Raw genomic sequence first — 8,864 nt, 5'->3', positions numbered from 1 at the left:
GGGTGTTTTTTTCAAAATGAAAGGGAAAAATCCACCACAGGAATCTGACGTCAAGTGCCGCTGAGTAACGATTTCAATTTACTGGAAAATCGACAAAACACAACAGAAATCCGAAAAACGAAAAGAAGTAATGGCCGATCGTTGCAGACGAGTTTAATCTTTTGACTATGACACCAGAAGAACAACAAAAGGCACACGAAGACTACAGGATAAAAAAGGAAACGTGAAGCTCTTGGAGAAGACTTTTGGTATTATGCCGAACGTTTTTTTCAGTATTACAATCAGGAGGCTGGAATAGTAATCTACCTTCCATAAGTTCACTATTTAAAGAATTAAGTAAAATCAAGCTATCATTCGAACAAAAAAAGAGAATTAATAAACTAGCTAGAGATATAATGGCTTCATTGAAAGAAGTGAATAATGAATTAGTAAGAGATTTGATAGAAGAATCAGTATATTGAGGAAATGGTTATGAAAATTATATTATCGTAATAGTACAAGTTTCCAACTTTCTTTTTATGGTAATTTATGGTGGTTTCAGACTTTTTATTTTTCGTGTTTATCACGTGCTCTGGCAAACGCAGTAAAATCAACAAATTTGGTTCACGACTTTTTTATCACCTGACACTTCCTGTTCAGAAACATTAATGTAGGTAACTACGATTTAGTGTTGGTAACTCAAGATTATTAAAAACACGGCTGCTTTGGTTTAAATAAATATTATGGTAAAGAAATATTAGAAAATTTAAAGACAGGAGAACATATTTATAAGGATTTAACGTACATATTTTTAGAATTTTATTAAAAAATAAAAATCACAAATACTGGATTTTGGTACACAACTTTATTGTTCGAAGAAAGTGTCATAATTAGTGAGAAAATTTACAGATTGAACGAGAAAAATTATCATAATTGATGTTCGAAGAAAATAAAGTTGTAGACTGGAGTTGCTGATTTTACGCGATTGTCCATTTCAAAGGTCGTCAGCTTTTGAGAAATATGTTTTAGACTGATCCGACAAATGCAACCGCGGCAGATAAGGACGCGAAAATAAAATCCTAGACTGGCCGCTGTTGTGGTCAACATTCAACTATCGTGTCCTGTTACCCTAATAACTCTGCAGTTTGTAAGAAAGCGTCTAGCCGCTCCTTTTGAAGAAGATGATGACGGTAATGCATCTCCACCATCGTGAACCATTCGACCGCGTTTAACGCGCCGAAGGCTACGGCCGGATGAGTCGCCTTTCGCTGCAGCCGCTCTGGGTCTATGTTCTGTAGCGATGCCCCAATCTCATGCATGCGGCGCCCTGCTTCCTCCAGCTTGGCGACAAGCTGCTCCTTGCTCTCTGGCGAGGAGGCGTATATTGCAAGTCGGCCGGTACCTGAATGCGAACCGGTGGGAAGCTCCCTTGCTCAAACACGGCATGGCCGCCCTCCTCGCTGCCGCCACCGAGCGCCATGTACTGCTCCGCAAGACGGAGCTGCAAGTTCAGCGTGGAATGAGGCAGATGCAGGTACATTTGCCCAAGCGACCATTCGAGGGTTCAAGAAAAAAGCATATTCGTAGTTTATATCTTTAATACTTTATTTCCCAGTCTAAGACTATATTTTCTAATTACACCGGCCGCCTTCGCTAGCGCGCCGATCGCAAAGCTGGACTTCATTCCGGAGCGCAACTGCAGCCGCGCATGCGGGCCACACGTCGCCAGTCTATAACTTTATTATTCAGTCTAGTTCTTTATTGTTTAGTTTAAAACCTTATTATTCGCTAACAATTGACAATGAAGAAGTAGTACAACTTCTTATTATTTGTATAAATACGCATTTTTAGAGTTGCGTATATTCTCATAAAATTCGAAAAATTAGGGTGGACCGAATAACTTCGAGTCAATGAGTTCTCACTAATTATGAAAATGATCGTTGAATTATCATCAGCAGATTGCAAAGCCGTTTTGGGGTAGCTAAACCAGACCCTATATCGAAACCTAAAACCAAACGGCGACTTTTCCCTGGAATCCACTGGAGAGAAGTCGCCGTATTTGTTATGGAACGTTTTTTTAGTTTTAAAAATGAGATTAATCTATTGTTCTTTATTTCTGATTAGCACGTTGTGAGAGCCACTCTTTTTTCAGTAATGCATATTGATACGTATTCTCGTATTTCGGCGTGCCGTCTTCATATTTAACAAATGAAACGAATTCCATGAAGCAGCCTTCCTGGCGAAAGCCCAGTTTTTCACACAGCTTTTGGGAACGGAAGTTATCGTCCTCGACATAGGCGTACAGTCTTCTTACTTCCTGTTGCGTAAAGAGATATTCTATGAAGGCGTTGGCGCTCTCACTTGCGTACCCTTTCCCTTCAAATCTGGCATTAAAATTCCATCCAATACCATATGTATCCGAATCTCGTTCTTCCTTCATACCGAACAGCTCTCCAATCAGTTCGTTGCTGTCTTTCAGGCAGACCGCGATATGGGAGTCGTCACTGCTTCTTTTTTCGACCTCCAATGTAGCTTCCTCCAACGTCGAAATCTGGTGGTCCATAAAGCAGTTAACTCTTGGATTAGCTGTATACTCCAACAATCCGGCAGCGTCGGTTGCGATAAAATTCCGCAGGATCAATCGGTTGGTTTCAAGTGTTTGCATGAATATACCTCCAGTTGTTATTTAAATAGATGGCTTCATTCTGTAAGATCCTTTTATTCTATCAGAAACCGCTTTTCAATCGTAAACAACTGTCAGCGGACAATAAAGTTGCGTACTAAATATTAATGAAACATAATAAAAGACACTTTTAGTAAAATTAAAAGCCTGATGAACAAGTGTCATCAGGCTTTGTTAAAATCAGGACGGCTGCTTTGGTTTAAATAATAGAGAGCGATATTATGGTAAAGAAATATTAGAAAAGTTAAAGACAGGAGAACATATTGATAAGGATTAATTTGGAGAGACCATATATTATTTGTCTGTCACATGCTAACATCACTAAATGACAAAATCGTTGGAGATTTCTTAGAAGAGAATCAAACGGCATATTTTACTAAAAAATACAAGGAAATTCATGATCGTTACGAATGCCAAGCATAGATTTGCGGCAGGATTACCATGGAGAAACATTTCACTTTTGGAAAAAAAAAATTTAGATCAAGACAACACTCCGACGATCCCTAGAACAGATTACGTAGCGAATCCCAATGCTAAAACCTATGCAGTTGCAGTAGATCCTTCGGATGCTCATTTAGCTCATTTGAAAAAGCTAGGTATCTCTTATATTTTTGGAGGAAAAGAAAGTTTGAATTTCACTGTTGAAGGTTAATTGATGAGATTAGTTTAGTTTTAGTCCCGATAGTAGATGGTGCTTCTAACTCTTTGACGCTATTTGAAACGAGTGCTCATCTTCAAAAAACTAAGCCAGTAAATTTCTTTTTAAAGAGCGTAGAAAAACTGGACGATGGTGGGCTATGGATGAAGTAGGTGATAAATCCTTAAATAGGACTTGAGGCCATCAACTGTCCTCTTATTTGCTATGTTCAAGTTGGAGTGGCAGCCCTGATAGGCTGCCATTATTTTTCGTCCTTGGCTGTCGCTGTTATAACCCCTTGTTTTTCAAAAATGCCGACTTCACGGTAACCCATTTTTCGATACAGCATCTGACCGTCTTCAAACTAAAAGGCATGAGCCCGGTACAATACCTAGCTCATGCCCAACTGGTTGCATAAAAATATTTGTCTAACTTTAAGGGGGCACTTCATACAGGGCTGCTTTTTTACTATGGACTAATTGCTCGTGTATTTTACCCAATCGTATTCGGCGTATAGCGGATTCGCTCCATTATACGAACCTAGCCAGTCGTCAACGCCAGTGCCATTCCATAAATTCATCATAATCTTGCCTGGCGTGCTTGGTATGTTTGTAGTTGCCGTATGCTTTAGAACCCCGTCAACATACCACTTAATGTATCCTGGCTGCCAATCGAAAGCATAGGTGTGAAAGCCTCTTGATGCATCAAAGCCCAGATCAACAACCTTCTCGTGACCACCGACACCGTTTGTATAATAGTTGAATTGCACTTTTGTCGTGTCTTTGCCTAAAAATTCAATATCTATTTCATCCCATTGCGTGCCATCAGAAGGTCCCGTATACGTAAAAAAGGAAGATACGATCCCTGTATTTTTAGCAGGCTTCATACTGACCTCGTATAAGCCGTATCTGTAAGTGTTCGTCGATCGATACTCTCCGCAGTCAAATTTATTGTGCGCAGAACTTGTTAAGCCAAGCTTCATTTTGCCATCGTTCGTAAAATTGACATTATTGGCACGCCAAGTGCAATTAAACATGTTCCCATTGGAATATCCATCCGCCTTTTGCCATGCACCCGAATTGAAACCATTAAGTGGTTCCCAAAAAACATTCCCCGCATAAACGCTTACCGAAAAAAACAGAGAGACAATACCCGTGACCATTAAAGTGAACCAAGACTTCTTCTTCATTTTACACCTCCATAAAAGATTGACCAAACATGAAAGAAATGGCTGGTAATGATACATTATTTCAAGTATTGGCCATCTTACCGGACAAATATAAAACGCTTCCATATTTGGCACCTTTATTGTAGCTTGATATTGAGTCGTCCACAATAGCAAACTTAACGCTTGAGACATAATTTGAAAAAAACTAAATTTAATCAAGTTGTGGTTTAAAAATGTAAGTTATACAATTAGTTGTAATATATGCAAATAAACGTTATAATTTTCCATTAAGGGGGGGTGATTTTGCTATAGAATAGACTCAGGAAGCGGATCCACTACATGTTTATACCATTTTATTCTTTTAGCATAATAGTCAATTAATTTTTGAAGAGGAGGCCTTTCTTTGAAAAAATTAGGTATGGTATGTAAAATAGCTCTGATACTTGTATTCTTATTGCCTTTAACACCGGTCTTTGGCCAACATATAGATGCATGGTCAGGTATGCCTATGGGAAAGCTCCATGTCAGGGGCAATCAATTGGTGAACAGCAGCGGAAAACCTGTTGTTTTAAGTGGCTGGCATCAGCCGTCGGGGGCATACTGGACCTATCAAAATAGTAATTATTATCTCAATTTAAATGGTAACAATCGTCATGCAGCAATTTTGGCTTATTTGAAGGATATCACTGACACCTTTGCAGACACCAGACCGAAGTATGGAAGCAACCACGGCTGGTATATGAATCAGGTCCGATTGTTTATTGACCGCCAGGATATGGGAGATGTGGCCGCAGGGTCATACAATTTCTCAGGTTTACAAGCAGCTACACAAAATGTGATTATTCCATACATCAATTATGCGAAAACAAAGGGCATTTATGTTACCCTTGGTCTTGATTTCACTTTGGCTAACGACCAGGCTACAACACAATCCAATCTGGACAAATTCAATCAAATATGGGGGTATCTTGCCTCGCAGCCGGCTATTAATAGCGCGGATAACGTCATGTTTGAACTGATCAACGAGCCTATTAAGTCATATGCGAATGGGCATTGGGGAGGCTATCCTGGTGAAAATGATTTTGTTGACCATTGGAATGATCTGAGAAGATTCCAAAACTCTATCATTTCCACGATACGAAGTAAAGGAGCGGATAATGTCATCTGGGCTGCAGGACTTGGATACAACCAATTTTACAGCCCGGCGGCAAAACACCCGCTGATAGATCCATTGAACAACTACGGCTATGCTGTCCACTGGTATCCGGGCTACGGAGCGCATGATAACAAGGACAAGCTACAATCGCAATGGGATTCCAACATTAAGGCGGCAGCTCAAGCCTATCCAATAAATATCACAGAATTTACCTGGTTCAAAACACAGCCCGGCGATTCGGAGTACTGGAATTTGTTTAACGGCTCTAATAATGGATTTGGGCAAAACACGAAGTCCATTTTTACAGCAGCCGGTAATGTCAGCATGACCGCACACATGAATGGCTTTCTGCTGGAAGCTGGAGCAAGGAGTTCATTTGCGGACCCAACAGCCGGGTTAAAGTGGGATGGCGATAACCGACGTCAGGCGATGGCCCGCTTCTTGTTTGACTGGTACTATGAGCGTGCACGGACCTATCCGAGAGCACTACTCCAGAACAGTGAATCAGCAACGGATAATCTGCCTGCGGATGCACCGACTGATGTGCTTACAGATACATACATTAATGCACCGACGGACGCACAATCAGAATGATGTTAATACTTTCAGCTACCGACAGCCTTTCCAATTGGATAGGCTGTCGTATTATCTTATAGAAATGACTAGTGCAAGATTGACGGCCATTATGAGGCCTTCCGTTATGTAAAGTTGTTGAAATGATGGGGAGAGAGTATAGTTTGTATGTATTTATTTTGTACGGGAAGAGGTTAATATGGCGACAATTCATGATGTAGCATTAAAAGCGGGCGTGTCGGTCACTACCGTATCGCGTGTAATGAATAACCGGGGATATATCAGCGAAACTACACGCAAAAAAGTGTTCGACGCAATGGAGGAACTTAATTATCAACCCAATGAAATAGCACGATCTCTGCTACGTAAGCAGTCCAATATTATTGGCCTTATTATTCCCAATGTCTCGCATCCTTTCTTCAGTGAGCTTGCCAATCAGGTTGAGTATTTCGCCTATCAGTATGGCTGCAAGGTCCTGCTGTGCAATTCACATATGGATCCCGTGAAAGAGAAAGTGTATATTGATATGTTGAAGCGGAACCGGGTGGATGGCATCATTATGGGTAGCCATACATTAGAAGTAGAAGAGTACCGACATTTGAATTCACCGATCGTGACGTTTGATAGGCAGATTGACCCGTATATTCCTTACATATCCTCGGATAATTATCGCGGAGGCGAGCTGGCTACGGAGCTGCTCATTCGCAAAGGCTGCCGGAAAATTGCCCATATCTGCGGAAATCTGGAGCTGAACATGCTGTCCAATGAGCGGACCAAAGCATTCCGGGATGTGGTGGGTAAGCATAATGTCCAGCATGTGATTGTTCAAACAGACTTGAATGTGTTCGACCAGAAGGAGTACGAGCGGATCATTTCAAAACTCGTTCATGAACATCCGGATGTGGATGGGGTATTCGCAACAAGTGATATTATTGCTGCTTTCGCGCTGAAGGAATATATTCGCGCTGGAAGGCATGTGCCAGAGAATGTGCGTATTGTAGGCTTCGATGATGTAAGCGTTGCTTCCTGGCTGACGCCAGAACTTACATCGGTAAGACAGCCGATTGCAGAGATCGGCAGGCTGGCGGTCGAGCTGATCCGCAGGCAGGCGGAGGGGGAGCAGGTACAACCTGTCAATCTGTTGCCTGTTGAACTAATTGAGCGTGCAACGACCTGAATGAAAATCTGTTCCTCTAACAAGGGGAACAGATTTTTTTTAGTACATGCTAAGGGAATAACATGTCAAACGATTGACACAGGTTAAACCTTTGACATATAATCCGTTTGTAAGCGTTTTATTTAAGTGTTCAGAGCCATTATATAAATAAGGGGATGACAACAGTGAGTAAATTCAAAAGAGTTCAATGGATGGTAATGCTGCTTCTTTTAGTTATGGTGGTGTCTGCATGTGGTGGCTCCGGTGGAGAAGGTAATTCGGCTTCTGGAGGGGGATCAGGGGATTCGAAAAATGTGAAGATTACGCTTTTGAACTCCAAAGGCGAAATCCTTCCACAGCTGGAGGAAGCCGCTAAGGCCTTCCAGAAAGACAATCCGGGTATTACTGTTGAAATCCAGCCGGTTCCGACTGGTGGGTCGCCTTTTGAGCGTGCCTCCGCTTTGTACGCATCCGGAAACCCGCCGACCATGATCATGCTAGATACAGGTGATGTGGAGAAGTTCAAGGACCGTATCCTCGATCTGAGCGGAGAAAAGTGGAATAAGGACACAGTTGAAAACGCTACCACAGCTACGACGGTTGACGGCAAAAATTACGCGTTTCCGCTGGCTGTTGAAGGCTACGGATTCATTTACAACAAAGCCGTTGTAGATAAAGCGGTAGGCGGAAGCTTTGATCCTACCACAATTAAAACCCGAAATGACCTTGAAAAACTGTTTCAGCAAATTGAGGCATCTGGTAAGAAAGCATTGGTGATTTCACCAATGGACTGGTCTCTGGGCGCTCATTATTTGCCTCTTGCTTATGCAGGCCAGAACAAAGACATGGCTGAAGTGGACAAATTCATGGCGTCACTAAAAACGGGCCAGGCTAGCTTGGCTAATAATCCTGTATTTAACGGACTTATGGATACATTCGACCTCATGATGAAATACAACATCGATCAGGCTTCTCCGCTAGCAGGAGCTTATGAACGCGGACCGGAGCTGCTCGGCAAAGGTGAAGTTGGCATTTGGTTCATGGGCAACTGGGCATGGCCGCAAATCAACAGTTTTGATACGGCTAACAAAGAATATGGTTTCTTGCCTGTACCCATCAGTAACAATGCCGATGACTACGGCAATCAGGAGATTTCGTCCGCTGTATCCAAGCGCATTGTTATTGACAAGGAGAAGACTACTCCGGAACAGCAAGATGCGGCGAAGAAGTTCCTGAACTGGATCGTATATGATGAGAAAGGCCAGGATTTCCTCGTGAACCAAGCGAACATTATCCCGGCGTTCAAAAATATTACACTGCCTGCGGCCGACCCGCTTGGCAAGTCCATCCAGGATTATATTGCAAAAGGCAAGTCAGAGCAGTCGATGAGCATGCTGCCTGCGGACCACTGGTCTAAGACAGGATCTTCCATGCAAAAGTATCTGGCGAAACAGGGAGATCGTGCAACACTGGTTAAAGAAATCGAAAACTACTGGAAAACCGTTAAATAAG

General features: G+C 42.1%; 6 protein-coding genes and 1 pseudogene. 4 read left to right on the top strand and 3 right to left on the bottom strand.

Translation table 11 applies throughout. From position 1 onward, the window contains the following. Window positions 1-1,103 precede the first annotated feature (1,103 nt). A pseudogene (locus ACYCS5_RS07955) lies at window positions 1,104-1,537 on the bottom strand (DinB family protein); the annotation flags it as partial. 552 nt (window positions 1,538-2,089) lie between these two features. Beyond that, a complete protein-coding gene (locus ACYCS5_RS07950) occupies window positions 2,090-2,644 on the bottom strand; it encodes a GNAT family N-acetyltransferase (RefSeq protein WP_165149533.1) in 555 nt (184 codons plus the stop codon). A 415-nt stretch (window positions 2,645-3,059) separates the two neighbouring features. On the opposite strand from ACYCS5_RS07950, the gene ACYCS5_RS07945 reads away from it, so the two are divergent. After that, on the top strand, window positions 3,060-3,314 hold the full coding sequence (locus tag ACYCS5_RS07945; RefSeq protein WP_459761037.1) for a hypothetical protein: 255 nt from the start codon (window positions 3,060-3,062) through the stop codon (window positions 3,312-3,314). 460 nt (window positions 3,315-3,774) lie between these two features. Here the strand turns inward: ACYCS5_RS07945 and bglS are convergent, their stop codons facing one another. Then, a complete protein-coding gene (bglS, locus tag ACYCS5_RS07940; RefSeq protein WP_459761036.1) occupies window positions 3,775-4,488 on the bottom strand; it encodes a beta-glucanase in 714 nt (237 codons plus the stop codon). Window positions 4,489-4,870: 382 nt separating this feature from the next. Here bglS and ACYCS5_RS07935 point away from each other — a divergent pair, with 382 nt between their 5' ends. The 3 genes from ACYCS5_RS07935 to ACYCS5_RS07925 all read left to right on the top strand — a co-directional run bounded on the left by ACYCS5_RS07935 (window position 4,871) and on the right by ACYCS5_RS07925 (window position 8,863). Beyond that, the gene (locus tag ACYCS5_RS07935; RefSeq protein WP_459761035.1) at window positions 4,871-6,217 is read left to right on the top strand and encodes a cellulase family glycosylhydrolase; all 1,347 of its coding nucleotides are present in this window, start codon (window positions 4,871-4,873) and stop codon (window positions 6,215-6,217) included. 178 nt (window positions 6,218-6,395) lie between these two features. Further along, complete coding sequence (locus ACYCS5_RS07930; RefSeq protein ID WP_039273857.1) at window positions 6,396-7,373, top strand: LacI family DNA-binding transcriptional regulator; 978 nt, start codon at window positions 6,396-6,398, stop codon at window positions 7,371-7,373. Window positions 7,374-7,537: 164 nt separating this feature from the next. Then, entirely contained in the window at window positions 7,538-8,863 is a 1,326-nt protein-coding gene (locus tag ACYCS5_RS07925) for an ABC transporter substrate-binding protein (protein ID WP_029519359.1), read from the top strand. Window position 8,864 lies beyond the last annotated feature (1 nt).

The organism is Paenibacillus sp. SEL3, from assembly GCF_054602585.1.
This window is presented reverse-complemented; position numbering and strand designations above follow the sequence as displayed.

What these genes read in the sequence shown, in the direction of transcription:
- ACYCS5_RS07945 (WP_459761037.1), top strand. Translation starts at nt 3,060, where the DNA reads ATGATCGTTACGAATGCCAAGCATAGATTTGCGGCAGGATTACCATGG.
- ACYCS5_RS07950 (WP_165149533.1), bottom strand. Translation starts at nt 2,644, where the DNA reads ATGCAAACACTTGAAACCAACCGATTGATCCTGCGGAATTTTATCGCA.
- bglS (WP_459761036.1), bottom strand. Translation starts at nt 4,488, where the DNA reads ATGAAGAAGAAGTCTTGGTTCACTTTAATGGTCACGGGTATTGTCTCT.
- ACYCS5_RS07930 (WP_039273857.1), top strand. Translation starts at nt 6,396, where the DNA reads ATGGCGACAATTCATGATGTAGCATTAAAAGCGGGCGTGTCGGTCACT.